Below are 23,865 nucleotides of genomic sequence, written 5' to 3'. Positions count from 1 at the left end.
GGATGTTCAGCGCGAAGCGTCGTCACCGCCGGCTCGGGAGGTATGCGCATCGGCCGGTGCCCAGCGCGACGAGCCCCCTCTTCCGTGCGGGAGAGGGTCGGGGTGAGGGACGCGATGGTTCAGGATCGAGCGCGCCGCCGGTACGCCGATGGACCGCGCCTTCTCCGGAAGGATCCGATCCCTCACCCTGTCCCTCTCCCGCACGGGAGGGGGGACCCACGCCGCATTCTGAGACTGTGCGGCAGGCTGGCTGCGGCTACGCCGCCCGGGCCAGCACGTCGGCCACCGTCTGGCCGAAGGAACCCGGATCGGGCGCCACGGTGAGGCCGTAGGAGCGCATGATCTCGGCCTTCTCGGCGGCGCTGTCGCCGGCAGCCGAGATGATCGCCCCCGCATGGCCCATGCGGCGGCCCTTCGGCGCCGTGAGCCCCGCCACGAAACCGATCACCGGCTTCGACATGTTCTCGCGGATCCAGGCCGACGCCTCGGCCTCCTGCGGCCCGCCGATCTCGCCGATCATCAGCACCGCGTCGGTGTCCGGATCGGTCTCGAACAGGGCGAGGTGGTCGAGGAAGGACGAGCCGTTGATCGGATCGCCGCCGATCCCCACCGAGGTGGAGATGCCGAGCCCGAGCTCCTTGAGCTGCGAGGCCGCCTCGTAGCCGAGCGTCCCCGAGCGGGAGATCACCCCGACATTGCCGGGGAGATAGATGTGACCGGGCATGATGCCGAGCATCGCCTTGCCGGGGGAGATGATGCCGGCACAGTTCGGGCCGACCACCATCGTGCGGCGATCCCGCGGATAGCGCATCAGGTAGCGCTTCACCCGCATCATGTCCTGGGCCGGGATGCCGTCCGTGATCGAGCAGACCAGCCGCAGGCCGGCATCGGCCGCCTCCATGATGGCGTCGGCCGCGAAGGGGGGCGCCACGAAGGTGATGGACGTGGTGGCGCCGGTCGCCGCCACCGCCTCCTTGACGGTGTTGAACACCGGCAGGCCGAGATGGGTGCGGCCGCCCTTGCCCGGGGTGACGCCGCCGACGACGTTCGTGCCGTAATCCAGCATCTCCTTGGCGTGGAAGGTGCCCTTGTCGCCCGTGATGCCCTGGACGATGATCGGGGTGGTCTCGTCGATGAGGATGCTCATGGCGCGGTCTCCCCTTCAGTGCTGCGTCTGGGCGGTGGCGCAGGCGTCGACCGCCTTCTTGGCCGCCTCCGACAGGGTGTCGGCGGTGATCAGGTCGAGGCCGCTCTCGGCCAGGATCTTCTTGCCCGCCTCCACGTTCGTACCGGCGAGCCGGACCACCAGCGGCACGTCGATCTTCACTTCGCGCGCCGCCTGGACCACACCCTCGGCGACCCAGTCGCAGCGGTTGATGCCGGCGAAGATGTTGACGAGGATCGCCTTCACGTTGCGGTCCGACAGGACCAGCCGGAAGGCCGTGGCCACCCGCTCGGGCGAGGCGCCGCCGCCGACATCCAGGAAGTTCGCCGGCTCGCCGCCCGCGTGCTTGATCATGTCCATGGTGGCCATGGCCAGCCCGGCGCCGTTGACGATGCAGCCGATCTCGCCCTCGAGGCCGATGTAGCTGAGGTTGTGCTCGGCGGCCTGCGCCTCGCGGGGATCGCCCTGCGAGGGGTCGTGCATGTCGGCGATGCCCGGCCGGCGGAACATCGCGTTGTCGTCGAAGGACATCTTGGCATCGAGCGCGAGCACCCGGTCGTCCTTGGTGACGACCAGCGGATTGATCTCCAGCATCGTGCCGTCGCAGTCGCGGAACGCCCGATAGGCGTTCATGATCGTCTTCACCGCGGCCGAGACCTGCTTGATGTTGAGACCGAGCTGGAAGGCGATCTCCCGGGCCTGGAACTGCTGCAGGCCCACCGCCGGCTCGACCACCACCTGGATCAGGGCGTCGGGCTCGTTCGCGGCGATCTCCTCGATGTCCATGCCACCGCGCTGGCTGGCGATGACGCGCACGCGCTCGGCCTTCCGGTCCAGCACGTAGCCGAGGTAGAGTTCACGCTCGAACGGGTCGGCGGTCTCGACGTAGACCCGCTGGACCGGCTTACCCTCGGGGCCGGTCTGGTGGGTGACGAGGCGCTTGCCGAGGAGATCCTTGGCGGCGTCGCGGACCTCGTTATAGGTCCGGCAGAGCTTGATGCCGCCGGCCTTTCCGCGGGCACCCGCGTGGATCTGCGCCTTCACGGCCCAGAAGGATCCGCCCAATTCCGTAGCCGCGTAGACCGCCTGATCCGGGCTGAACGCGATCGCGCCCTTCGGGACGGCCACGCCGAAGCTCGCAAGCAGCTCCTTGGCCTGATACTCGTGGACGTCCATTCGGCGCCTCCTCCGCGGTTCGTTGCCGCCGTTGATGCCCTTCACTTTAGTTGAGTCGAAGGAATAAGCCCGTCAAATTTTTTGATCTCGGGCTTGACGACGACTTTTTCGCGGTCGCAGCACGGATCGTATTCGATGCTGCGCTGCGGCATACTCAAAAACAACGAGGCCGGGGCATGATGCACCCGGCCTCGACTGTCGATGGTTTGCCGGCGCCAGGATCAAGCGCCGCGGGCGTCAGTTCACTTTGGTCTTCACCACCTCGTAGACCTTCTCGGTCAAGGCCCCGGCCCCGGCCAGAAGGTCTTCGAGTTCCTTCAGCCGCTCGTCGGCGAAGTCCCGGTCCTCGAGACCCTTCGCGTTCACGTAGACGTTGAGCGCCGCGCTGCGCAGTCCGGCATAGGCGGAGAGCACGGCCACGCCGGCATCCGACACGACGTTGAGGTTGCCCTTGTCGGCGGTGATCGCCGCGAGGTCGATCACCGCGCGGCACGCCCGGCAGCAGGCGAGCGGCACGTCGCAGGCCGTCTTGAGGGCCGCCTGGATTTTCTCCGCGCGGGCCGCCTTCTCGTCGTCGGTGGCCTTGGGCAGGCCGTAGGCCCCCATCACGGCGTCGAAGGCCTGGACGTCCTCCCCGATCATGCCGGTGAGCACGACCCGCAGGCCCTCGGATTTGGCCAGGACTTCCTTCAGCTCGGCCTCGACCTCGACATACTTCTTCTTGCCGATGGTGAGGTTGCAGACCATCGACACCAGAGCCGCGCCCATGGCGCCGGAGATCGCCGCCGCGCCGCCACCGCCGGGGGTCGGGGCGGCGCTAGCGAGTTCCGTCAGGAAGGTCTGGATGGACGCGTTTTCCGGCGCCTGCTGCGTGTCCGACATGGGCGTCCCTCCCGTCAGGCCATCGACTTGGCGAGCGAATAAATCTCCTCGGCGTCGAGCACCTTGTCGGTGCTCTCGAAGAGCTGGCCCACGCAGGCCCGGTGCAGCTTGAGCTTCAACCCGCCGATGCCCAGCGCGCCGAAGGCCTGCTTGCCGTTGCGCTCCTTGCCCTTGTCCATCACGTCGATGCCGCCGATGCCCGTCGGGGGCTGGGCGTTGTAGTCGGCGACGAACTCGATGGACGATTCCTGCGCCCAGGCGGATTCGGGCAGGAGCTCGACGCCGATGGCGCCGGCCGTGAACACGAGGTTCGTGCCCTTCACGAGGGCCACGCGGGAGGCCTCGTCGGGGGTCGCGGCGGCCTTCACGTTGACCTTGAAGCGCTTGTTGATCTGGTCCGCGGCAGCCTGGGTCTTGTCGAGGGCGCGGCCCGCGATGGTGACCTCGGCGCCCTCGCCGGCGAGCAGCGCGGCCGAGCGCATGCCGACCGGGCCGGTGCCGGCCAGCACGACGGCCTTCTTGCCCTGGAGCGAGCCTGCGGCCTTCGCCACCAGCGCGACGCCCGCGGCGGCCGTGGTGTTGGAGCCGTTGGAATCGAGCATGACCGAGACGCGGAACGGGCCGAAGAACCGCTTCTTGACCGCGGTGAACAGCTCCTCGCCGGCCGCCATGCTGCCGCCGCCGACGAAGATCGCCGTCGACTTCTTCTCGGAACCGCCACGGGTGTAGATCGTGCCGTCGACCAGAGCGCCGACATTGTCGGGGTTCACGCCACCGTAGCCGGCGATGTGGTCGGCGCCGCCGTCGTAGCCGACGACCGTGTCGAACACGTTCGGCACGGCATCGGTGTCGAACAGGAACAGCAGCTTCTTCGTCACGATTCAGACCTTTCTGTCGCGCCCTGCGGCGCTATCGTCTTGTTTTCAAGGGGCGGTCGCAGCGCGCGACCCATCCGCGTCATCGTGCGCCCGAGCTTTCAGATGGCATAGCGGGCGAGGCGCGGGCCCCCTCCCCCGTGCGGGAGAGGGACAGGGTGAGGGACGTGCCTCATCCGGAGAGTTCTCCTCCCTCACCCCAACCCTCTCCCGCACGGGAGAGGGGGCCTGTCGTGCCTACTCGACCACGTTCTGCGGCTTGCCCGCCACGAACGCCTCGACGTTGTCGACGAGCTGGTCGGCCAGGATCTGCATCGCCTCCTTGCTCGCCCAGGCGACGTGCGGCGTGACGATCAGGTTCGGCAGGTCGGCCTCGCACAGGATGTTGCCGTCCTTGGGCGGCTCCTGCGCCACCACGTCGAAGCCGGCGCCCGCGATGGTGCCGTCCTTGAGCGCTTCGAGCAGGGCCGCCTCGTCCACGAGCCCGCCGCGGGCCGTGTTGATGAGGATGGCGCTCTTCTTCATCTTCTTGAACTCGGCCGCGCCGATCATGCCCTTGGTCTCGGGGGTCAGCGGCACGTGCAGCGTGATCACGTCGGACTGCGTCAGGATCGTCTCGAAATCGACCAGCCCGTCCTGCGGGAACACGTCGTAGGCGATGACCGTCATGCCGAGCGCCTCGGCGCGCTTGGCGATCGACTTGCCGAGCGCCCCGTAGCCGACGATGCCCAGCGTCGAGCCGGCGATGTCGTAGATCGGGTAGTCGAAGTAGCAGAACTGCTTGGACTTCGCCCAGTCGCCCCGCTTCACCGAGTTCGCGTAGGGCACGATGGCCCGGCGCAGGGCGAACATCAGCCCGACCACGTGCTCCGGCACGGTGTTGAAGGCGTAGTTGCGGATGTTGACGACGGTGATGCCCTGCGCCTTGGCCGCGGCCTTGTCGACCACGTCGGTGCCGGTGGCGGCGACGGCGATCAGCTTCAGGTCGGGGAGCTGCTTCAGCGTCTCGGCCCGCATCGGGACCTTGTTGATCAGCGCGATCTCCGCCCCCTGGAGGCGGGAGACGATCTCTTCCGGCGTCCAGGTCGAGTCGTGCTCGACGTATTCGTGAGGGAAGTTGAACGGTCGGACCCTGGCATCGAGGGATTCACGATCCAGGAACACGATCTTCTTGGTCATAGGACCCCTCTCGTACGACGGGCAGTTTCCTCGATAGTCTTGTTCTTACTTGCGCGTCGGGGCGGGCCCGGCAACCCGGCCCCGCCCCGATCGCGTGCGCCGATTACGCCTTATGCAGCGGATTCTCGCGCAGATAGCTGGAGGCGGCGGCGACGCCCGAGCCCGGCGTGACCTTGATGCCGCAATCGATCATGGCCATCTCGGCGCCCGCGATGGCGCCCAGCAGCGAGAGCTCGTTCAGGTCGCCCAGGTGGCCGATGCGGAACACCTTGCCGGCGACTTTCGAGAGGCCGGCCCCGAGCGACAGGTTGTAGCGCTCGTAGGCGTGGATGATCACCTTGGCGGCGTCGGCGCCCTCCGGCACCACGATCGCCGTGACCGTGTCGGAGTTCCACTTCGGCTCCTTGGCGCAGGGCTTGAGGCCCCAGGCCGCCACGGCCTGACGGGTCGCCTCGGCGAGCACGTGATGGCGGTGGTAGACGTTCTCCAGCCCCTCCTCCTTCACGATCGCCAGGGCCTCGCGCAGACCGTAGAGCAGCGGCAGGACGGGGGTGTAGGGGAAGTAGCCGGTGGCGTTGGCGGCCAGCTGGTCCTTCCAGGCGAAGTAGGCATGGCCGAGCCGGTCGTTGCGGCCGGTGCCGCCCTCGGCGATCTTGAGCGCCTTCGGGCTGATGCAGATCAGGCCGAGGCCGGCCGGCAGCATGAAGCCCTTCTGCGAGCCCGCGATGGCGCAGTCGACCTTCCAGTCGTCCATGTAGAACGGCAGCGAGCCGATCGACGAGATGCCGTCCACGAACAGCAGGGCCGGGTGGCCGGCGGCGTCGATCGCCTTGCGCACCGCGCCGATGTCGCTGGTGACGCCCGTGGCGGTCTCGTTGTGGACGACCATGACGGCCTTGATCTTATGGTCCTTGTCGGCGCGCAGGGCCTCCTCGATCTTCTGCGGATCGGCGCCGGTGCCCCACTCCTCCTCCTGGACGACCACGTCGAGGCCGAGGCGCTGGGCCATGTCGACCCAGAGGTGGCTGAACTGGCCGTAGCGCGAGGTCAGCACCGTGTCGCCGCGGCAGAGGGTGTTGGACAGGGCCGATTCCCAGATGCCGGTGCCCGAGGACGGGAACAGGATGACCGTCCCGGCGGTCGAGCCGAACACCATCTTGGAGTCCTGGAGCAGCGGCTTCACCAGCTCGGGGAAGCTCGGCGAGCGGTGATCCTCCGACGGCACGTGCATGGCGCGCAGGACGCGCTCCGGGATGTTCGTAGGGCCGGGAATGAAGAGGTGGTTGCGACCGGGGCGCCGGGTTGCGGCCATGATGTTTCCTCCGAAAAATCCATTGTGCGCGGGCGTGAACCCGCGCCGGGTTGTCCAAGCGTCCTCAGGGAGTCGGTCCGGCGCCGTCGAAAGCGGCTCGCGCCGCGCCCCCTCGAACGCCATCCTCTGCCGTGATCGGGGGGCCTCCGCGGAGCGGCAGGCGGCCTCACGCCGCTCGCGTCGCGGCACGCCCCCGCGCGCCGGTCGCCTCCGAAATGCCGTCCCGTCCAACGGCCTCAGGGCCGTCCTCGCCGCCTTCCTGTCAAGGTCCGGCCGAACTCGTGCCGAGCCGCCGGTTCCTGGTATTATGAGCGGGCGAAGCTCGAAAGGAAAACCGGAAAAACTTCCAGAACTTGGCAAAAAAATTTTTTGTGCGGCGCAACGAAGCCGAGGTCCGGTTGAGATGCTTTGCGGCGCCGCAACGCGGACGGGTGGCCCCGCCGGGACTCCGCGTCATCAAACTGAGATGGGATCGCGCTCTGGATCCCGGCACCGTTCAGCCGCCGGGAGAGGGTTGCCGTGGCCGAGGTTGAGGAGATGCCGGTCCGCGTGCGGACGCTGTTCCTGTCCGACCTGCATCTCGGAACGCGCGGCTGCCAAGCCGGCCTGCTCCTGTCGTTCCTGAAGGATTACGACGCCGACACGATCTATCTCGTCGGCGACATCGTGGACGGGTGGCAGTTGCGCTCGGGCTGGTACTGGCCGCAGGAGCACAACGACGTGGTGCAGAAGCTCCTGCGCAAGGTCCGCAAGGGCACGCGGATCGTCTACCTGCCCGGGAACCACGACGAGTTCCTGCGCGACTATGTGGGCACGAGTTTCGGCGGCATCGAGCTGGCCGAGACCGCGATCCACGAGGCGGCGGACGGCAAGCGCTACCTCGTGATCCACGGCGACCAGTTCGACATGGTCGTGCGGCACTCGCGCTGGCTCGCCCATCTCGGCGACGGCGCCTACACCCTGGCCCTGTCCCTCAACACCCTGATCAACAAGGTGCGGCGGCGCCTCGGCCTGTCCTACTGGTCGCTCTCCGCCTGGGCGAAGCTGCGCGTGAAGAACGCCGTGAGCTTCATCGGCCGCTTCGAGACGATCCTGGCCGAGGAGGCGCGCCGCCAGGGTGCCGACGGGGTGATCTGCGGCCACATCCACCATGCGGCGGACCGGCCGATCGGCGACCTGCGCTACCTCAACACCGGCGATTGGGTGGAATCCTGCACCGGTCTCGTGGAGCATTACGACGGCCGGATCGAGGTTCTGCACTATCCGAGCCTCCTGCGGGCGCAGGCGGCCGAGGCCGTGCCGCAACCCCTGGCGGGCCGGCGCGCGGTGGCTTGAGGGCACCGCCGTGAAGCTTCTGATCGCCAGCGACGCGTGGCATCCCCAGGTGAACGGCGTCGTCCGCTCCCTGGAGCAGATGGTCCGCCGCGCCCCGGAACACGGCTTCGCGACGGCCCTGCTCTCCGTGGCGGATTTCCGGTCGCTGCCGCTCCCGGGCTATCCCGAGATCCGCCTCGCCTATGCCAGCCGGGAGCGGGTGGCGGCACGCTGGACGGCGGAACGGCCGACCCACGTGCATATCGCCACGGAGGGGCCCGTGGGGTTGGCCGTGCGGCGCCATTGCCTGGCGCACAACCTGCCGTTCACGACGAGCTACCACACCCGCTTCCCGGAATATCTCGCGGCCCGCGCGCCGGTGCCGGAAGCGTGGTCCTACGCCTATCTGCGCCGGTTCCACGGCGCGGCGCGGGGAACGATGGTCAGCACCGCCTCGCTCCAGGGTGAACTGGCGGCGCGGGGATTCGGCCGGCTGATGCGCTGGACCCGGGGCGTAGACACGGAACGGTTCCGGCCCGCCGGACCGGGGACGCCCGTGCCGGCGGAACTCGCGGACCTGCCCGGGCCGCTGTTCCTCTATGTCGGGCGGCTGGCGGTGGAGAAGAACGTCGCCGCCTTCCTCGCCCTCGACCTGCCCGGCACCAAGGTCGTGGTGGGCGACGGGCCGGACCGCGCGCGGCTGCAGGGTCTCGCGCCGGGGGCGCGCTTCCTCGGCACCCGCACCGGCGCGGACCTCGCGGCGGTCTACGCCGCCTGCGACGTCTTCGTGTTCCCGAGCCTCACCGACACGTTCGGCATCGTGCTCCTCGAGGCCCTGGCAAGCGGCCTTCCGGTGGCGGCCTTCCCGGTGCCGGGCCCCAACGACGTGGTCGGCGGCCGCCGCGTCGGGGTTCTCGATCAGGATCTCCGGGCTGCCGCGCTGGCGGCCCTGCGGCTGTCGCGGGCCGAGTGCCGGGCCGAGGCCCTGCGCTGCGGCTGGGACGTGAGCGCGCGGCAGTTCTTCGGCAATATCATCGAGGCGCATGGCGGCGCGCGCGGCACCCGGGACGCCGCCTGACCCGTGACGGCGCCCGCGCGGGATGGCAGGACGGCGTCATGCCGCCCGCCAAGCCGCCCGCCAAGCCGTCCGCCCCGCCCATCGCCAAATCGCCTGCCAAGTCGACTGTTAAGTCGGTCGGCAAGTCGGTCGGCAAGTCGGTCGCCGCCACGTCGCCGACCAAGCCGATGGCGGGCCGGCCGCCCTTCGATCCCAACCGGGCCGCAGCCTACCCGGCGGTGATCGGCTGCGACGAGGTCGGTCGCGGCGCACTCTGTGGGCCGGTCGTGGTGGCCGCGGTCTGGTTCGATCCGGCGGCGATCCCCGCCGACCTGCTGGGCGCCCTCGACGACAGCAAGCGCGTCCCGGAGCCGGCCCGGGAACGTCTGGCCCCCATGATCCACACCCATGCCCGGGTCGCGGTGGCGGCGGGCTCCCGGGCGCTGATCGACCAGATCAACATCCGCGGCGCAACCCTCGATGCGATGGCGCGGGCGGTCGCCCGGCTCGGCCTCGCCGCGCCCGTGCTGGTCGACGGGCGCGACGCCCTGCCGGGCCTTCCGGGTCGCGCCGTGGTCGGCGGCGACCGGCTGGTGCCGCAGATCGCCGCCGCATCGATCGTCGCCAAGGTGTTCCGCGACCGGCTGATGCGGCGCCTGGCTCAGCGCCATCCCGGCTACGGCTGGGAGCGCAACGTCGGCTACGGCACGGCCGTCCACCGCGCCGGCCTGACGCAACTCGGCCGCAGTCCGCATCACCGGCTCAGCTTCACCCGGGCCTTCGACTGATCCCGGCCCCCAGGGGTCACGCAGCCCGGACGCCGGCCAGGAAGCGACCGACCTCGACGGCGAGCTGCTCCGACTGACGCGTGAGCGCGGTCGCGGCCGTCAGGACGTGGTCGGCCGCGCGCCCCGTCTGGTCGGCTGCCTGCGCAACCCCGGCGATGGTGCCGGTCACCTCCTGCGTCCCCGTAGAGACCTGCGTGATGTTGCGGACAATCTCCTGCGTGCCCCCCCCTGCTGCTCCACCGCCGCCGCGATCGCGGCGGCCACCGCACTGATCTCCCCGATCCGGCCGGTGATCGTCCCGATCGCCTCCACCGCCTGACCGGTGACGGTCTGGATGTCGCAGATCTGCCGCCCGATCTCCTCGGTGGCGCGGCCTGTCTGGGCTGCGAGGTCCTTCACCTCGGTGGCGACCACCGCGAAGCCCCGCCCCGCCTCGCCGGCCCGCGCCGCCTCGATGGTGGCGTTGAGCGCCAGCAGATTCGTCTGTGCGGCGATGCCGGCGATCAGCTCGACCACCGCGTCGACCCGGGCGGCCGCCGTGTTGAGCGCGGCCACCAGCACGGCGGTCCGGTCGGCCTCGCCGACGGCGGCCCGCGCCAGTTCGGACGAGCCCTGGACCTGGCGCGCAATCTCTTGGACGGAGGTGCCGAGTTCCTCCACGGCGGCGGCCACGGTATCGGACTGGCTGGCGGTCTGCTGGGCGGTCGTGGTCATCTGCCAGGCCGTGGTCTGCAATTCGGCCGCGGCGGCGGAGACCTGACCGACGATGCCGGCCACCGCCGACTCGAAACCCTGCGCCATCGTGAGCGTCATGCTCCGACGCTGCGCCTCCGCGGCCAGCGCCGCCTCGGCCGCCTCGGCCTCCAGGGCGCGGGTGCGGACGAGGTTGTCCCGGAAGACCTGCACGGCCGCCGCCATCGCGCCGATCTCGTCCCGCCGCTCTCGGGCCGGGATCGGCACGTCGGCGTCTCCTCCCGCGAGCGCCTGCATGGCCTGGGTCATGGCCCGCAACGGCCGGAGCACCCAACGGAACACGATGACGATACCGCCGACCGCCAGCAGGACCGCTGCGGTCAGGAACAGCACGGCCCCGAAAAGCGCGCGCTGCGACTCGGCGGCGAGGAGCTGGGCCCGGTCGATCATCGCGTCGAGACCCGCGTGGGCCAGATCGAGAAGCGCCCTCCCGTCGGCGATGTCGCGCGCGCGCAACGCATCGGCCTCGATGCCGGGCGCCCTGCCCCGGCTGAGCGCGTCCGTGATCGCGACGCGCCGCCGCGCCGACTCGCCCTCGAAGTTGCTGGCCTGCGCCTTCTGGAAGGCGGCACGCAGGGCGACCGGGACGTCTTCCGTGAACAGGTCGACGACTTTACCCCAGTCCGCCATCAGGCGACCCCGCTCCTCGGCCGCCGCGATGATCTCCTCCTGCGACCAAGACGCCTTGGCGGCCACCGAGGTTTCCATACGGCGCCAGGAATTGCCGAGTGCGACCCGCGTCGCCCAGCTGGCACGCTTGATGTCGAGGGCCTGCGCGACCGCCGTGTCCCGGCGCGGGATGGCCGCGTCCACCGCGGCGTTGGTTGCCGCGAAGGCGTTGAGGAGGCTCGTGACGGCTGTGTCGAAGGTCTGTCTGAACGCCGCATCGCGGCGTTCCCTCGGGAGCGCGACGACCGCGTCGATCTGTGGCCTCAGCGCCGCCAAGGTCGCCTGCGCGCTCCGAAGCGGCTCCAGCGTCGCCTGGACCGACGGCACGGCGAGGTCGCGCACAAGGGTCCAGAATTCCGTCTCCGCGTCCATCAGGGCCTGCCGCTCGGACAGCTGATCCGCCCTATCGGCCACCGAGATCGGACCCTCGACGGCCAGGACCTTCTGAACGATGCCCCGCGCCATGCGGGTCGCGATCACCGACCGGAGCAGCGTGCGGCTGACCCGCGTGAGCGTGACGACGCGCTGCCCCTCTCGCGCGTGCTCCACAGCGCTCAGGAGCGTGTCTGTACGCACGGCAAGCAGCATTACTCCCATACTCAGCAATACTAATCCGATAATTGATCCTATTGAAAATCTGGAATATCGAGACAACGCGTAAGTCCTTTCCAATGAAAACCTAGAAAACGACTTCATAGATGACAAAAGATCTTTGCTGTCAACCTCGAATTCAAGACTCAATTGAAATATGTATTTTGGCAATTAAGATTAAACCTAGAGTCAACAAGCCGAGTATTCGCGCAATCGAAGTCCCGATTGACGCGACGAGTGCGGTACGTCGCCATTTCCAGCGGAATTGGAGATGGATGATCGATAAGCTGCTGCACCGACGGCGGATTCATCTGGCCCGGCAGGCGCTCCACTCATACGATCCTGGCCAGCCGGGCTCGACGCCGCGCCGTCTCAGAACAGCGACAACTGTGCCCCCGGTCTGCGGAAGAAATCCCGGTTCAGCGCCATCCGCCCGAAGGCGAAGCCGAGTCGCGTGCCGGCGAGCCGGACCCGCTGGCCGATCATCGCCGCGTAGGCCCCCTCCCCGCGGAAGCGGTGGCCGAAGCGCGGGTCGTTCTCGCGCCCGCCCCGGGCTTCCCGCAGGAGTGCGAAGGCCCGCGCCCTGCGCTCCGGATAGTGCTCGGCGAACCAGTCGGCCACGAGGTCGGCGACTTCGCCGGGGAGGCGCAGCAGCGCGTGGCCGATGCGACTCGCCCCGTGCGCACGCGCCTCGGCCAGGATCGATTCGATCTCGTGATCGGTCAGGCCGGGAATGATCGGCGAGACGTTGACCATGACGGGCACCCCGGCCGCGCTCAGCGCGCGCATCGCCGCGAGCCGCTTGTCCGGCCGCGGCGCCCGCGGGTCGAGGCGGCGGGCGAGGTCCGGATCCAGCGTCGGCAACGAGATCGCCGCGAGCACGAGATTGTCCGCCGCCATCGCCGCCAGGATATCGAGGTCGCGCAGCACGAGGTCCGACTTGGTGGTGATGCTGACGGGATGTCGGGCGTCCCGCAGCACCTCCAGCACCGCGCGGGTGATCCGGTGCGCGCGCTCGACGGGCTGGTAGGGATCCGTGGCGGTGCCGAGGGCGATCGTCTCGGGCCGGTAGCCCGGCGCGGCCATCTCGCGGGTCAGCAGCCTTGCGGCGTCCGGCTTGGTGAAGATCCGCGACTCGAAGTCGAGCCCCGGCGACAGGCCGAGCCAGGCATGGGTGGGGCGCGCGTAGCAGTAGATGCAGCCGTGCTCGCAGCCCCGATAAGGGTTGATCGACCGGTCGAAGGGGATGTCGGGCGAGCTGTTGCGGGCGATGATCCGCGTGGAGCGCTCCGGGGTGACCTGCGTGCGCAGGGGCGCCGGCGCGTCCGCCATCCCGGTCTCCTCGTGGAACGTCTCTCGCCGGGCCGGCTCGTGGCGGCCGGTGGGATTGGCCGTGGCACCACGCCCGCGCCGAGCATCCCGCGGCACGCCGCTCGGGCCGAGTCGCTGGGCGGGCCGGCCCGAGACGTCATCGGGTATCGACACCATGGCGACTCGTCTCCTGCCCGATCCCGCTCGGAACATAGAGCGAACAGCCGGCGGCCGAACGCCTCTTTTTCAGGCAGACACAGCTTTGTCGCCTGTCCGGACAGCGACACGGCCGCCCGACGGCGGCCGGGCGGTTTACGGCGGCGCAGAATCGTCTATGCGCGCGCTCATGCTCTCCGCCGTGACCTATCTGGCCGACCCGGCCGATCCGGACGCGATCGATCGCCTGGCCGACACGCTCAGCGTGCTGGTCTCCGGCGTGGCCGGCGGCCTCATCGGCGACGCGGTGATCGTTTCGGGCAGCGAGAGTGAAGCCGTGGCAGCCGTCGCGGAGGCCACGGGCGCGACGCTCGTGCTGCACCGGAGCGGCAATCCCTACGCCGCGGGCGCTGCCGCAGCCCGCCGGGACTGGATCCTGTGCCTTGAGGCCGGGGACGTTCCGGCCGAGGGCTGGATCCGCACCCTCGACCGCTTCGTCGGGACGGCGCGGCCGGAGACGGCCCTCGGCCGCCTGCACCGTACGGCCGCGGGCTGGCTCGAACGGCTCGTGGGCCGGTTGGAGAGCGTGATGGGCGCCCGGCAGGCCCGGGCCGGGGACGTCGTCCGGCGCGAGGCCCTGCGGAGCGGCGGCCCGTTCGCGGCGCGCCTCAAAGTCCGGCCCTTGATCGCCCGGATCGAACGCGCCTGACCGGCAGAATCTTGCGCTGGCCCTCGTTGTTGTCGGTCAGTCCGCCTCTACAACACTTGAAGCGCGGCAGAAATTTCGCCGACTCTACATCTGTGGAAGCGGGCTGACCCGGCTCGACCTGGAAGGATGGTGCAATGGAATCGTCGGGCCTGATGGGGCGCAAATCGGTCGACGACATCGTCGAGAGCGGTGAGGGCGAGCAGCAGCTCTCGAAGTCGCTCGGCGCCCTCTCGATCACCGCGATGGGCATCGGGGCGATCATCGGCGCCGGCATCTTCGTTCTCACCGGCACGGCGGCGGCCCAGTATGCCGGACCGGGGATCATGCTGTCCTTTGTGCTCGGCGGCATCGCCTGCGCCTTCGTCGGCCTGTGCTATTCCGAGATGGCCGCGCTGATCCCGGTGGCGGGGTCGAGCTACACCTACACCTACGCGACGCTGGGCGAGTTCTTCGCGTGGCTCATCGGCTGGGACCTGATCCTCGAATACGCCATGGGTGCCGCCACCGTGGCGGTGGGCTGGTCGGGCTACGTCATCAGCATCCTGAAGACCGTCGGGATCGTGATCCCGGCCCAGTTCGCGAACGCGCCCGGCACGCCGATCGACGGCGGCGGGACGGCTCTGTTCAACCTGCCGGCGGTGCTGATCGTGGCGCTGATCACGATTTTGCTGATGCGCGGGACCAAGGAATCGGCGCGCTTCAACAACATCATGGTCGCGGTGAAGCTCACCGTGGTGGTCGCCTTCATCGCACTGGGCTGGGGCCACGTCGACACCGCGAACTGGAGCCCGCTGATCCCCGACAACGACGGCACCTTCGGGCATTTCGGCGCCAGCGGCATCCTGCGCGGCGCCGGCGTGGTGTTCTTCGCCTTCATCGGCTTCGACGCGGTCTCCACCGCCGCCCAGGAGGCGCGCAAGCCCCAGAAGGACATGCCCATCGGCATCCTGGGCTCGCTGGCGGTCTGCACGATCCTGTACGTGCTCGTCGCCGCCGTGCTCACCGGCCTCGTCCCCTACAAGGAGCTGAACGTCCCCGACCCGATCGCCAAGGGCGTCGACGTGATCGGCATCGGCTGGTTCGCCCTCCTGATCAAGCTCGGGGCGCTGACCGGGCTCACGACGGTGATCCTCGTGCTGCTCTACGGCCAGAGCCGGATCTTCTTCACCATGGCCCAGGACGGCCTGCTGCCGAAGATGTTCTCCCACGTCCATCCGACCTATCAGACGCCGTATCGCAGCCAGGCGCTGATCGGGGCCGTGGTCGCCGTGGTGGCGGCCCTGGTGCCGATCCACATCCTCGGGGAGATGGTGAGCATCGGCACGCTCGCCGCCTTCATCCTCGTCTGCGGCTCGGTGCTCTACCTGCGGCGGACCGAGCGCCACATGAAGCGGCCGTTCCGGGCCCCCGCCGTGCCGGTCGTGCCGATCCTCGGCATCCTGTTCTGCCTGCTCCTGATGATCGGCCTGCCCCTCGACACGTGGCTGCGGCTGGTGATCTGGATGGCGATCGGCCTCGTCGTGTACTTCTTCTACGGCCGCAAGCACTCGGTCCTGCGCCGGAAGGAGGGGAACGCGGCGTAGGTCAGACGGACCGGCCCCTCACGATCCTCCATGACGATCCCGTCATTCCGGGCCGCCGCGGGCGGGCCCGGACTGAGGCTCATCCTCACACCGCGATGCTGGCCCCGCGCCGCAGGTGCTCGTCGAGACGCGGCATGATCTCCACGAAGTTGCAGGGCCGGTGCCGGTAGTCGAGCTGCTGGGCCAGGATCCCGTCCCAGGCGTCCCGGCAGGCGCCCGGTGAGCCCGGCAGCACGAACACGTAGGTCGCGTGCGCGACCCCCGCGGTGGCGCGGGATTGCAGGGTCGAGGTGCCGATCTTGTCGTACGAGATCCGGTGGAACACGGCCGAGAAGCCGTCCATCCGTTTCTCGAACAGCGGCTCCAGCGCCTCGGGGGTGACGTCGCGGCCGGTGAAGCCGGTCCCGCCGGTGGTGATCACCACGTCGACGCCGGGATCGCGCAGCCACGCCTCCACCTGGCCGCGGATCGCCGGGACCTCGTCCGGCACGATCGACCGGGCCGCCAGACGATGTCCCGCCTCGGTGAGGCGCTGCGTCAGGGTGTCCCCCGAGCGGTCGTCCTCCGGGCGGCGCGTGTCGGAGACGGTCAGGACCGCGATGTTCAGGGGGATGAAGCGGCGGGCGTCGGTCTGATCGGCCATCGTGCGGGCTCTCCGGGACGGAAGACCGATATGGGCCGGCCGAAGCCGCTTGTCGCCCCCGGGCGGCCGCGTCCACGTCCCACTTGCGGTGCGCGGCAAACTCGGCTGTGCTCTTCCGATCCCGTCGGAGATCGCTCCCCATGCACATGTACGGCAACTGGCGCTCGGCTGCGGCCTTCCGGGTGCGGATCGCCCTGAAGCTGAAGGGCATCGCCTACGAGGAGACCTTCATCGATCTCGACGCGGGCGACCAGCACAAGCCGGAGTTCCGGAGGATCAACCCGCAGGGCGCGGTACCGGCCCTGTTCGACGGCGACGGGCCGCCGCTCACCCAGTCGCTCGCGATCCTCGATTACCTGGAGGAGACGCGGGGCGGCGTGCGCCTCCTGCCGGAGGAGCCGCGGGCGCGGGCCCGGGCCCGCTCGCTGGCACAGGTGGTCGCGTGCGACACCCACCCGCTCTACGTGCCCCGGGTGCGCACCTTCCTGATGGAGCATTACGGTCTGCCCCGGGAGCGGATGCTGGATTTCCTGCGCAACGCCTTCACGACCGGCCTCGTGACCCTGGAGACGCGGCTGTCCACCGAGGCGGGCACGGGACGCTTCTGCCAGGGCGATTCGGTGAGCCATGCCGATCTCTGCCTCGTCAGCCTCTGGGTCGGGACCGGCATCTTCGGCATCGACACGGCGGCCTACCCGACAGTCGCGCGAATCGCCGAGGCCTGCCTCGACCTGCCCGCTGTCGCGGAGGCACACCCGTTGCGTCAGCCGGGTGCCCCGTCGGCGTGATCGCACGCCACGCGTGCGCGTGAATCCGCGCTGGTGACCTGGGGCCGCGACAAGCGGTTGTGGAATTCGGCGGCCCAAGCCGTGTAAGGAGGCCGGCGATTAATCCCGGTCCGGGGAAAGAAAGAGTGTCGATGGCATCCGTCGAGAACGAGTCCGGCCTGCATCGTGTCGTGGTGGTCGGCGGCGGCGCCGCCGGCCTCCAGCTGGTGACGAAGCTCGGCGACAAACTCGGGCGCGGCAAGCGCGCGCACATCACCCTCGTGGACCGCGCCCGGACGCATATCTGGAAGCCGCTGCTTCACGAGGTGGCGGCCGGCAGCCTCGATGTGGGCCACCACGCGGTGGATTACCTGCATCACGCCCACATGCACGGCTTCCGCTACCGGATCGGGCGCATGACCGGCCTCGACCGCGAGGCGCGCACGGTCCAGCTCGCGGCGAGCCACGACGCGGAAGGGCGCGAGGTCACGCCCGAGCGCGCCGTCCCCTACGACACGCTGGTGATGGCGGTGGGCTCCACCACGAACGATTTCGGCACGACGGGCGTCGCCGAGCATGCCATCGCCCTCGACACCCAGGAGCAGGCGGTGCGCTTCCACCAGCGCCTCGTGAACGCCTCGCTGCGGGCCCACACCCAGGTCGGCCCGGTCCGGCCCGGCCAGCTCCACGTCACGGTGATCGGCGCGGGCGCCACCGGAACCGAACTCGCCGCCGAGTTGCACCGGACGCTGCGCCACGTCGTCTCCACCGGGCTCGACAAGATCGACCCGGGCAAGGACATCCGCATCACCCTGGTGGAGGCCGCGGACCGGATCCTGCCGGCGGTGCCGCAGCGCCTCTCGGCCGAGGTGATGCAGCTCCTCAACAAGATCGGCGTCGACGTGCGCGTGAAGGCCCGGGTGACCGAGGTGCGCGCCGACGGCGTCCAGCTCGCCGACGGGACCTTCATCCCGTCCGAGCTGGTCGTGTGGGCGGCGGGGGTGAAGGCGCCGCCCTTCCTGCAGGGCATCGGCGGCCTGGAGACCACGCGGACCAATCAGCTGGTGGTGACCCCGACGCTGCAGACGACCCGCGACCCGGATATCTTCGCCATCGGCGACTGCGCCTATCTGGTGGAGGCCGGCTCCGACACGCCGGTGCCGCCCCGCGCCCAGGCGGCCCACCAGCAGGCGAGCCACCTCATCAGCCAGATCCCGGCCAAGATCGCCGGGAAGCCGCTGAAGCCGTTCCGGTACAAGGATTTCGGCTCGCTGGTCTCGCTCGGCGAGTACTCGACCGTGGGCAGCCTGATGGGGTTCGTCCGCGGCAAGAACATGCTCATCGCCGGCCTGTTCGCCCGCATGATGTACCGCTCGCTCTACAAGATGCACGAGCGGGCGCTCCACGGCACGGCCAAGACGGTCCTCGACACCCTGGCGCGCGCGCTGACCCGACGCACCGAGCCGCGGGTGAAGCTGCACTGACCGTCGCCCCACGAACCGAGGACGGGCGCCCGGGCGGACCGGGCGTGACACAGAAAGGAAGCCCCATGATCCTGGTAAGCGTGATGTATCCGGCCGGCCCGAGCTTCGACATGAGCTACTATCTCGGCCATCACATGCCGCTGGTGCGCGAGCGCTGGTCGTCCCTCGGCCTGCACGAGGCCAAGGTGGTCAAGGGCGCCGGCACGCCGGACGGCGGCACCGCCCCGTTCCAGGTGATGGCGCTGCTGACCTTCGCGTCGGTCGACGCCTTCCAGAAAGCCGTCGCCGCCCATGGCGAGGAGATCTTCGCGGACATCCCGAACTTCACGTCGGCGCAGGCCCAGGTTCAGATCAACGACTTCGCGGAAAGCCCGTGATCGACATCGTCAAGGCTGTTCAGGAGGCCGATCCGAGCCTCGGCACCTACGTGGTCGTGCTGCGCACCGACGCCCGGGCCCTCGACGGCCCGGAACGCTTCACGCCGGACGCGCAGGCCTGGATCGCCGACAAGGCGCCCAGCGGCCGGCTGGCGCGGGTGCGGATCCTGCTCGCGCCCTATCCGGGCGCGGAACCGGCCGAGCGGGAGGTCACCGTGGCGGCCTTCACCGACGCCCGGGAGCTCGCCGCCTTCGCGACGACCTGGACCGGCGACCCGCTGCCCGAGACCGACGAGGCATAGGGCCCAACCGCGCGGGGCGGCCCCTGTCGGGGCTCCGGCCCGCGCCTCAGCCGCGTCGCATCAGGCCGCGCGCAGCTGCCGGATGGCGCGCAGCGCCGTCGCCCGCTGGATTTCCAGGCGCCGGATCAGCGGCATCAGGTCGGCCCCCGCATGGGCGGCGGCCTCGACCTCGCGGCACAGGCTCGACAGGCCGACGAAGCCCAGGAGCCCCGCCGCCGCCACCAGGGCGTGCGCGTCGTGAGCGATCTGAAGACGGTCGGTCTCGCTCGGCCGGAACCGCTCGGACAGCTCGTTGGCCAGGAGATCGAGCAGCGCCCCCACCCGGTCGGAGCCGAAGCTCGCCGTCATTTCGGTGAGAACCGCGGCATCGAGGACGGCGGGATCGATGTCGGGTACGGTGCGCGGCTCCTCGGCCCGCGCCGGGCGGCGGGCGCCCGGGGCCGTCCAGCGGCTGATCGTGGCGAAGAGATCGGCCCGCCGGAACGGCTTGCCGACATAATCGTCCATCCCGGCCTCGCGCAGTTCCTCGATCTGCGACGGCAGGACGTTCGCCGTCATGGCCACGATCGGGATGTCGCAGGCGGGCGGCGCCAGGGCGCGGATGCGCCGGGTGGCCGTGAGCCCGTCGACCCGGGGCATCTGGACGTCCATAAGCACGAGATCGTAGGCGCGCCCCGCCGCGACGGACGATCCGACCGCCGTGATCGCCTCGGCCCCGTCCCCGGCGACATCCACCGTGTAGCCCTGGGATTCGAGCACCGCGCAGGCCAGTTCCTGGTTGAGCGGGACGTCCTCGACCAAGAGCAGCCGGATCGGGGAGGCTGGCACGGCGCCGGCCGCCGGGGCGGCCACGGACTGCGACCGCAGCAGCGCCGGATCCGCCTCGATCCGGTCCTCCGCCGCGTCGGCGCCCTGCTCGCCCCGCGGCAGCACCAGGCGGAACCAGAAGGTCGAGCCCTCCCCCTCGCGGCTCTCGACGCCGATCTCGCCGCCCATCAGGGTCACGAGGTGCCGGGAGATCGCGAGACCGAGGCCGGTGCCGCCGAACCGCCGGCTGATGGAGCCGTCGACCTGACTGAACCGCTTGAACAGTCTGTCCTGCTGCGCCGGCGCGATGCCGATGCCGGTATCGATCACGGAAAACCGCACCGCGTCGCCGGGGCGACCGTCGGCGGCGCGATCATCGCCTTCCCGCTCCACGGTCACCGTGACGGAACCCTCGGGCGTGAACTTCACGGCGTTGTTCAGGAGGTTGAGCAGCACCTGACGCAAGCGTCCCGCGTCACCGATCACGAAGGTCGGAAGGGCCGGGTCGATCCGGGCCTCGATGGCGAGGCCGCTGCGCAGCGCGCTGCCGCGCACGATCGAGACCGTCCCGTCCACGATCGAGACCAGCGGGAAGGGGACCGGATCGAGGGTCAGCTCGCCCGCCTCGATCTTCGAGAAGTCGAGGATGTCGTTGACGACCGTGAGCAAGGCCGCTCCGGAACTCTGGATCAGCTCCAGGCGCCGCCGGTCCTCGCTCTGGATCGCATCGCCGTCGAGGAGCAGCTCGGCATAGCCGAGGATGCCGTTGAGCGGCGTGCGGATCTCGTGGCTCATCGCGGCGAGGAACTCGCTCTTGGCCGCGCTCGCGCGCTCCGCCTCGGTGCGGGCCGCCTCGGCATCCCGCGTGGCGGTGCGCAGGGCCGCCTCGACCGCCTTGCGCTCGGTGATGTCGAGATGAAGGCCGACCATGCTCTGAGGGTGCCCCTCGGCGCCGCAGAGCGTCCGCCCGCGCGCGTAGAGCCAGCGCCCGCCGGCCCGGAATTCGGCCGCATAGGAGGTCCCGGACTCGACCGCCCGTCGGATCTCGATCCAGACATCGGCGACGTCGTCGGGATGAATCAATGCGGTCCATTCGGACGCCGACAGCGTGTGCGCAGCGCCGTTATCCCGCAGACCGTGCATCCGGGCGCTTTCCGGGCTCAGCGTGACGAGCCCCGTGCGCATGTCCCAGTCCCAGGTGCCAGCCTCGGCCGCGTCCAGGGCGATGCCCAGCAGGCCGCGGGCCTCCTCGACGGCGAGCCGCGCCGTGATGATGTCGTCGACATCGAGTGCGGTCCCGAGCCACTCCGCCACAGCGCCGTCCGCCGGATCGAGGCGGATCGGAATCAGCGAGATCTTGTGCCACCGGTAGAGGCCGTCGTGGCGGCGGATCCGCCACTGGCCGCTATAGCCCGTCCCGGTCTCGACCGCCCGGGTCCAGGCCGCCTCCATGGCGGGCGCATCCTCCGGGTGGTTCCGGATCAGGCGCTCCGCGCGCTCGGGCCCGATCGGCCCGTAATAGGACTGGAACTGGGCGTTGGCGTAAGTGGACTGTCCGTCCCCGACCCGCATGGTCCAGACCAGCAGCGGCAGCGCCTCGGCGAGGCCGCGATAGCGCAGCTCGCTCCGGCGCACCTCGTCTTCGGCGCGCCGGCGCTCGGTCACGTCGATGAGAACGCCGACGAGGCCGGCATTGGGGTCCTCTCCCCGGCACATGCCGCGGACGACCACGTCGCGGAGCTCGCCGTCCGGACGGATCAGCCGCGCCTCGAAATCGAATCGCGTTCTGCGGGCGACCGCGTCGGCGACGATCGCCTCGAGCCGGGCGCGGTCGTCGGGATGGTAGATCTGCGAGAAGGCGTCGAGACGCGGCGGCGGTGTCGCGGGGTCGCGACCGGCGATGGCGTAGAGGCTGGCCGACCAGACCGGCTGACCGTCCGAGAGGTCCACGCGCCAGTTTCCGACGCTGGCGAGTTGCTCGGCCATCAGGAGCTGGTGGTTCGCCGCCTCCTGAGTGCGGGACCGGGCATGGATCTCGCGATGCTGCTCGCGGATCACCGCCTCGCGGATCGCGGCCTGCGCGATCTCGCGTTCGCGCTTGGCATTGGCCTCCGTCAGCCTCAGATGGGCCACGACGATCGCGGCGAGGTCGCGGAAGGCGGCGGCGTCCGCCGGCGAGAGACCGGCTCGGGGTTCCGGGTCGGCGAGGCAGAAGGTGCCGATCCGCAGGCCGGGCTCGAGGCTCAGCGGGATACCGGCATAGAACCGGATCCCGTCCGGCGCAGCGACGGCGGGCAGGTCACGGAAGCGCGCGTCGAGACGGGTGTCGGGTACGACGAGCAGGGCATCGCTGCGAATCGTGTGCTGGCACAGGCTCTGATCCCGCCGCATCGTGGTCGGCAAGGCCTGGCAGGGCGTCTTGAGCCACTGATGCGTGTCACCGAGGAAGGCCACGAACGCGTGGCGCACGCCGAACAGGCGGCAGGCTGTCCGGCAGACGGCCTCGAAATGCGGCTCGGGCGGCGTGCCCACGATCCCGAGGGCCTCAAGGGCGGCGAGCCGATCGCCCTCGTTGTCCGGCTGTGTGTTCACGTACCGTCTCCGGGTGCGGATTGGCAGCTCGGCCGGAGCCGAGCGATGCCGCGCCTAGCGCCGCGTTTCAAGCGCACCCGCCTGCGGCGCGCCCGCGCGCAGCCGCGCCGCCTCCAGCGCCCAGACCATGCCCAGCATCATGTAGACGTGGCGCCACTTCTCGATATCGATCTGGACCGCCTGCAGGAAGAACATCAGCAGCGCCGGCCAGACGATCTGCGCGTGCGCCCGGACGGGCGACGGCCGTGCCAGGAGCCGGAACCCGACGATGCCGGTGATCACCACGAGGCCGATGAACACCGTGCCCCCGAGCCAGCCCCCGTTGGCGAAGGAGCCGATATACGAATTGTGCGGTTCGAGCCCGAAGATCAGCCGCCAGTGCATCGGCCCCATGCCGAACGGCCGCTCCAGCAGCATCGCGAAGCCGCGGATCTGGTTGCCGAAGCGGCCGGTCTCGCCCTGGTCGTAGTCCTGGGTCAGGGCCGCGCGGGTTTCGAACATCTTGTGGACGTGGTCGACCGAGAGCAGCCCGATCACCGCGACGGTGCCGAGGACGACCGTGGCGAGGGTCAGGAGCACGATGCGGCGGCGCAGGCGCGGGGCGGTGCTGCCGGCATAGACCGATCCCACCATCAGAAGCACCGCGACGACGCTCCCGCCCCAGGAGCCCCGCGAGAACGACAGGAAGATGCCGGCGACGATGATCAGCAGGCCGACGAGCGAGACCAGCGGTCGCCGGGTCGAGCCGGTGAGCAGGCCGTGCATCAGGTAGAGGGCGCCGAGCGTCAGGAAGGAGCCGAACACGTTCGGGTCCTGGAAGGTGCCCGAGGCCCGGTCGTATTTGTAGAACAGGTCCTCGATCCCGAGCCACTGGAGATAGCCGACGATGCCGAGCACCGCCGAGAACACGCAGCTCGCCGTGTAGGCCTTGAGCGCCAGCTCCATCCGGGCGTGGGTGTCGTCCGCGAAGAACATCGCGAAGAAGATGCAGGTGATCGCGAGGTAGATCAGCTGCACCGTCCAGGTGACCGGGAACTCCTCGTTCAGGTAGGGCAGCAGCGCGGAGACGATGGCCGCGAGGTAGAGCAGGAGGAGTGCGACCAGCGGCACCGCCCCGCGGTGCAGCCGCACGCCGAGGCAGAGCCAGAGCAGGATCGTGGGGATCGCCACCGCGTCGTACGGGGAGGTCTCCGAGAAGGCGAAGCAGGCGAAGAAGATGAACGCCGCAAACAGCGCCTTGGCCAGCCCCTCGACGGCCACGATGAGCGGGAGTCCGCCCGCGATCCCGGACGGGACCGGGCCTGCAGGCGCTGCGGTGTGGGCCATGGCTACGCGGGCTCCACGGGCCGGTTACGCTGGCCCGCTCGTGCCGT

General features: G+C 69.9%; 19 protein-coding genes and 1 pseudogene. 9 read left to right on the top strand and 11 right to left on the bottom strand.

The genetic code is table 11. From position 1 onward, the window contains the following. Positions 1-256 precede the first annotated feature (256 nt). From sucD to ABIC70_RS12135, 6 genes are all read right to left on the bottom strand, one after another. A complete protein-coding gene (sucD, locus tag ABIC70_RS12160; protein WP_043355698.1) occupies positions 257-1,147 on the bottom strand; it encodes a succinate--CoA ligase subunit alpha in 891 nt (296 codons plus the stop codon). A gap of 15 nt (positions 1,148-1,162) precedes the next feature. Continuing rightward, a complete protein-coding gene (locus ABIC70_RS12155; protein ID WP_111473641.1) occupies positions 1,163-2,341 on the bottom strand; it encodes a malate--CoA ligase subunit beta in 1,179 nt (392 codons plus the stop codon). 237 nt (positions 2,342-2,578) lie between these two features. After that, a complete protein-coding gene (gene fchA, locus ABIC70_RS12150; protein WP_043355701.1) occupies positions 2,579-3,223 on the bottom strand; it encodes a methenyltetrahydrofolate cyclohydrolase in 645 nt (214 codons plus the stop codon). A 14-nt stretch (positions 3,224-3,237) separates the two neighbouring features. Then, positions 3,238-4,101, bottom strand: a complete 864-nt coding sequence (locus tag ABIC70_RS12145) for an NADP-dependent methylenetetrahydromethanopterin/methylenetetrahydrofolate dehydrogenase (RefSeq protein WP_043381233.1) — start codon at positions 4,099-4,101, stop codon at positions 3,238-3,240. 234 nt (positions 4,102-4,335) lie between these two features. Next, positions 4,336-5,277 (bottom strand): D-2-hydroxyacid dehydrogenase, encoded by a 942-nt coding sequence (locus ABIC70_RS12140; RefSeq protein WP_043355704.1) that lies wholly within the window; start codon positions 5,275-5,277, stop codon positions 4,336-4,338. Between the two features lie 103 nt (positions 5,278-5,380). Next, entirely contained in the window at positions 5,381-6,589 is a 1,209-nt protein-coding gene (locus ABIC70_RS12135) for an aminotransferase class V-fold PLP-dependent enzyme (protein WP_043385155.1), read from the bottom strand. A gap of 537 nt (positions 6,590-7,126) precedes the next feature. Here ABIC70_RS12135 and ABIC70_RS12130 point away from each other — a divergent pair. From ABIC70_RS12130 to rnhB, 3 genes are all read left to right on the top strand, one after another. Continuing rightward, on the top strand, positions 7,127-7,924 hold the full coding sequence (locus tag ABIC70_RS12130) for a UDP-2,3-diacylglucosamine diphosphatase (RefSeq protein WP_502916020.1): 798 nt from the start codon (positions 7,127-7,129) through the stop codon (positions 7,922-7,924). A gap of 10 nt (positions 7,925-7,934) precedes the next feature. Next, entirely contained in the window at positions 7,935-8,981 is a 1,047-nt protein-coding gene (locus ABIC70_RS12125) for a glycosyltransferase family 4 protein (RefSeq protein WP_043355708.1), read from the top strand. Positions 8,982-9,148: 167 nt separating this feature from the next. Then, complete coding sequence (rnhB, locus tag ABIC70_RS12120) at positions 9,149-9,748, top strand: ribonuclease HII (RefSeq protein WP_043385177.1); 600 nt, start codon at positions 9,149-9,151, stop codon at positions 9,746-9,748. Between the two features lie 16 nt (positions 9,749-9,764). Here rnhB and ABIC70_RS12110 read toward each other — a convergent pair. Together ABIC70_RS12110 and ABIC70_RS12105 are read right to left on the bottom strand one after the other, a co-directional pair. Then, positions 9,765-11,866: pseudogene (locus ABIC70_RS12110) on the bottom strand (methyl-accepting chemotaxis protein). A gap of 267 nt (positions 11,867-12,133) precedes the next feature. After that, a complete protein-coding gene (locus ABIC70_RS12105) occupies positions 12,134-13,249 on the bottom strand; it encodes a PA0069 family radical SAM protein (RefSeq protein ID WP_354439779.1) in 1,116 nt (371 codons plus the stop codon). A gap of 157 nt (positions 13,250-13,406) precedes the next feature. On the opposite strand from ABIC70_RS12105, the gene ABIC70_RS12100 reads away from it, so the two are divergent. Then, positions 13,407-13,937: a hypothetical protein gene (locus ABIC70_RS12100; protein ID WP_081948715.1), complete on the top strand. Its 531-nt coding sequence runs from the start codon at positions 13,407-13,409 to the stop codon at positions 13,935-13,937. Between the two features lie 134 nt (positions 13,938-14,071). Further along, entirely contained in the window at positions 14,072-15,520 is a 1,449-nt protein-coding gene (locus ABIC70_RS12095) for an amino acid permease (RefSeq protein ID WP_043385144.1), read from the top strand. Positions 15,521-15,605: 85 nt separating this feature from the next. Here the strand turns inward: ABIC70_RS12095 and moaB are convergent, their stop codons facing one another. After that, positions 15,606-16,163, bottom strand: a complete 558-nt coding sequence (gene moaB / locus ABIC70_RS12090) for a molybdenum cofactor biosynthesis protein B (RefSeq protein ID WP_043355725.1) — start codon at positions 16,161-16,163, stop codon at positions 15,606-15,608. A gap of 140 nt (positions 16,164-16,303) precedes the next feature. Between moaB and maiA the strand changes: the two genes are divergently transcribed. The 4 genes from maiA to ABIC70_RS12070 all read left to right on the top strand — a co-directional run bounded on the left by maiA (position 16,304) and on the right by ABIC70_RS12070 (position 19,093). Beyond that, entirely contained in the window at positions 16,304-16,951 is a 648-nt protein-coding gene (maiA, locus tag ABIC70_RS12085; RefSeq protein ID WP_043385141.1) for a maleylacetoacetate isomerase, read from the top strand. 131 nt (positions 16,952-17,082) lie between these two features. After that, the gene (locus tag ABIC70_RS12080; RefSeq protein WP_043355729.1) at positions 17,083-18,414 is read left to right on the top strand and encodes an NAD(P)/FAD-dependent oxidoreductase; all 1,332 of its coding nucleotides are present in this window, start codon (positions 17,083-17,085) and stop codon (positions 18,412-18,414) included. A 65-nt stretch (positions 18,415-18,479) separates the two neighbouring features. Beyond that, positions 18,480-18,791 (top strand): EthD family reductase, encoded by a 312-nt coding sequence (locus tag ABIC70_RS12075; protein WP_179697114.1) that lies wholly within the window; start codon positions 18,480-18,482, stop codon positions 18,789-18,791. Further along, positions 18,788-19,093, top strand: coding sequence for a hypothetical protein (locus tag ABIC70_RS12070; protein WP_043355733.1), 306 nt, complete (start codon positions 18,788-18,790; stop codon positions 19,091-19,093). The genes ABIC70_RS12075 and ABIC70_RS12070 overlap by 4 nt, the downstream gene beginning before the upstream one ends. Positions 19,094-19,153: 60 nt before the next feature. On the opposite strand, the gene ABIC70_RS12065 is transcribed toward ABIC70_RS12070, so the two are convergent. Together ABIC70_RS12065 and ABIC70_RS12060 are read right to left on the bottom strand one after the other, a co-directional pair. After that, entirely contained in the window at positions 19,154-22,492 is a 3,339-nt protein-coding gene (locus tag ABIC70_RS12065; RefSeq protein WP_354439778.1) for an ATP-binding protein, read from the bottom strand. Positions 22,493-22,546: 54 nt separating this feature from the next. Further along, positions 22,547-23,818 carry an O-antigen ligase family protein gene (locus ABIC70_RS12060; protein ID WP_043355737.1) on the bottom strand — a complete coding sequence of 424 codons (1,272 nt, stop codon included), beginning with the start codon at positions 23,816-23,818 and terminating at the stop codon, positions 22,547-22,549. Between the last annotated feature and the right edge of the window lie 47 nt (positions 23,819-23,865).

Source organism: Methylobacterium sp. 1973, from assembly GCF_040545035.1.
Lineage (GTDB): Bacteria > Pseudomonadota > Alphaproteobacteria > Rhizobiales > Beijerinckiaceae > Methylobacterium > Methylobacterium fujisawaense.
This window is presented reverse-complemented; position numbering and strand designations above follow the sequence as displayed.

Coding starts and splice junctions, on each gene's coding strand:
- fchA (WP_043355701.1), bottom strand. CDS start 3,223: ATGTCGGACACGCAGCAGGCGCCGGAAAACGCGTCCATCCAGACCTTC.
- moaB (WP_043355725.1), bottom strand. CDS start 16,163: ATGGCCGATCAGACCGACGCCCGCCGCTTCATCCCCCTGAACATCGCG.
- ABIC70_RS12155 (WP_111473641.1), bottom strand. CDS start 2,341: ATGGACGTCCACGAGTATCAGGCCAAGGAGCTGCTTGCGAGCTTCGGC.
- ABIC70_RS12075 (WP_179697114.1), top strand. CDS start 18,480: ATGATCCTGGTAAGCGTGATGTATCCGGCCGGCCCGAGCTTCGACATG.
- ABIC70_RS12100 (WP_081948715.1), top strand. CDS start 13,407: ATGCGCGCGCTCATGCTCTCCGCCGTGACCTATCTGGCCGACCCGGCC.
- ABIC70_RS12060 (WP_043355737.1), bottom strand. CDS start 23,818: ATGGCCCACACCGCAGCGCCTGCAGGCCCGGTCCCGTCCGGGATCGCG.
- ABIC70_RS12130 (WP_502916020.1), top strand. CDS start 7,127: ATGCCGGTCCGCGTGCGGACGCTGTTCCTGTCCGACCTGCATCTCGGA.
- sucD (WP_043355698.1), bottom strand. CDS start 1,147: ATGAGCATCCTCATCGACGAGACCACCCCGATCATCGTCCAGGGCATC.
- rnhB (WP_043385177.1), top strand. CDS start 9,149: ATGGCGGGCCGGCCGCCCTTCGATCCCAACCGGGCCGCAGCCTACCCG.
- maiA (WP_043385141.1), top strand. CDS start 16,304: ATGCACATGTACGGCAACTGGCGCTCGGCTGCGGCCTTCCGGGTGCGG.
- ABIC70_RS12135 (WP_043385155.1), bottom strand. CDS start 6,589: ATGGCCGCAACCCGGCGCCCCGGTCGCAACCACCTCTTCATTCCCGGC.
- ABIC70_RS12080 (WP_043355729.1), top strand. CDS start 17,083: ATGGCATCCGTCGAGAACGAGTCCGGCCTGCATCGTGTCGTGGTGGTC.
- ABIC70_RS12105 (WP_354439779.1), bottom strand. CDS start 13,249: ATGGTGTCGATACCCGATGACGTCTCGGGCCGGCCCGCCCAGCGACTC.
- ABIC70_RS12095 (WP_043385144.1), top strand. CDS start 14,072: ATGGAATCGTCGGGCCTGATGGGGCGCAAATCGGTCGACGACATCGTC.
- ABIC70_RS12140 (WP_043355704.1), bottom strand. CDS start 5,277: ATGACCAAGAAGATCGTGTTCCTGGATCGTGAATCCCTCGATGCCAGG.